This is a genomic window from Mesorhizobium sp. M0621 (assembly GCF_040320745.1).
Taxonomy (GTDB): domain Bacteria; phylum Pseudomonadota; class Alphaproteobacteria; order Rhizobiales; family Rhizobiaceae; genus Mesorhizobium.
Window position 1 is genome coordinate 1 of record NZ_JAMYQF010000126.1, and the last position, 1,413, is coordinate 1,413.

1 protein-coding gene is annotated in these 1,413 nt (G+C 59.2%); it reads right to left on the reverse strand.

From position 1 onward, the window contains the following. Positions 1 to 74: 74 nt before the first annotated feature. Positions 75 to 809 carry a tyrosine-type recombinase/integrase gene (locus NKI38_RS33405; protein WP_352665136.1) on the reverse strand — a complete coding sequence of 245 codons (735 nt, stop codon included), beginning with the start codon at positions 807 to 809 and terminating at the stop codon, positions 75 to 77. Positions 810 to 1,413 lie beyond the last annotated feature (604 nt).

The following is a 1,413-nucleotide window of genomic DNA, read 5'->3' on the forward strand; positions in this document are numbered from 1 at the left end:
AGGTAACGAAATTCGATAATCGTCGGCGGGGCCATGATACTTGTATCCAATCCTGGCGCATGCCCACATAGCGCTCAAGCGCTGTTCGAAGACGGCTCATGGACACCTCCCGGCCAGGGCAGGCTCAGTTCGCGCAGCTTCTCGATGTCGAGCTTGGCATAAATCCTCGTGCTGTCGATGCTCCGGTGATGAAGCAACTGGCCGATCTCGGCAAAGCTGGCCCCCGACCGGAGCAGGTCGGTCGCAAGGCTGTGGCGGAAGAGGTGCGCGCCGTGGTGCGCATAGCCGTGAATATCCGCCCGCTCGAGGGCCTCCTTCGCGATCATCGTGATGGCGCAGCCTGAGGCAAAGCCGACGTGCGGAGCAAGCATTCGCAGAAATAACCGGCCACACTGCCGGATGTAGGCGACGATAGCTGCACCGACGTCGTGGCGTAGCGGCATCATCGCTTGACGCCGTCCCTTGCCATGGACGAGGACACTGCCCGACTGCCAATCGATATCGTCAAGACTGAGCGCGGCAACCTCGCTGGCGCGCACGCCCAGCTTGGCCAGCGCCATCAGAACCGCATAGTCCCGAAGCCCCATTGCCGTGGTTCGATGGCAGGCATCGAGAACCAACTGAACCTTCCGTGGTGGCAGGAAGGTTGGCAGGCCAGCAAGCCGCCAGCGACGGATCGACGGCACACAATCAGCCAAGGCTACCGAAATGAAGCCCTTCAGATGCAAATAGCGCGGGAAGGTGCGCACCACCCCGCACATATGCCTTGCCGCTGTCGGCGGAGCCGTCGAGAGCATGTCGCTCGACATAGCCGATAACGATCTCCGGGTGAGCGCTGCAAACCCATCTGCGCCAGCCGGACAGACCTCCTGCAGAAAATCGGCGTGAGAGCAGCTTGTGACTTTCCACCGTCGAGGCGGCTAGCCCTCTCTCATTGGTGAGGTAAGCCGCGAACACATCGACAATCTGCTCGTGCTCCGTGCGCTCAATCGGAAGGGCGGTTGGTATCAAACCTTCTTGCCTAAAGCGACAAGCAGGCGCCGGAGCGTCGATTGATCGCCCGAATCGATGCTCCAGTGTTTGGAACGGTGCTCAAGAAACCGCTCGACATAATCTTCGCTTAAATGCCGAGATGCCAGTCTCTCAGCTCACGAAATAGGCTTAGCGATGCCATGTGCATTGCTGATCGAAGCCTTCGCCGGACAATCTGCCCGCATAAACGCGTGCAAACTCGCCATACGGCCCGTGGATCAGCTAGCGTTGCAGATAGTCGACTTGCGATCATGTGTCCTCTCCTTCGCGTCAATTGCGACGGAGAGAGCCTAAGCTATGCCGATCCAGCTACCGCTAAGTGGAGGAAGTGTTGGTCAAACTCGCACACTCGGCATAATTTGGCTGTCGGCATAAACCGCG

What these genes read in the sequence shown, in the direction of transcription:
- NKI38_RS33405 (WP_352665136.1), bottom strand. Translation starts at nt 809, where the DNA reads ATGTCGAGCGACATGCTCTCGACGGCTCCGCCGACAGCGGCAAGGCAT.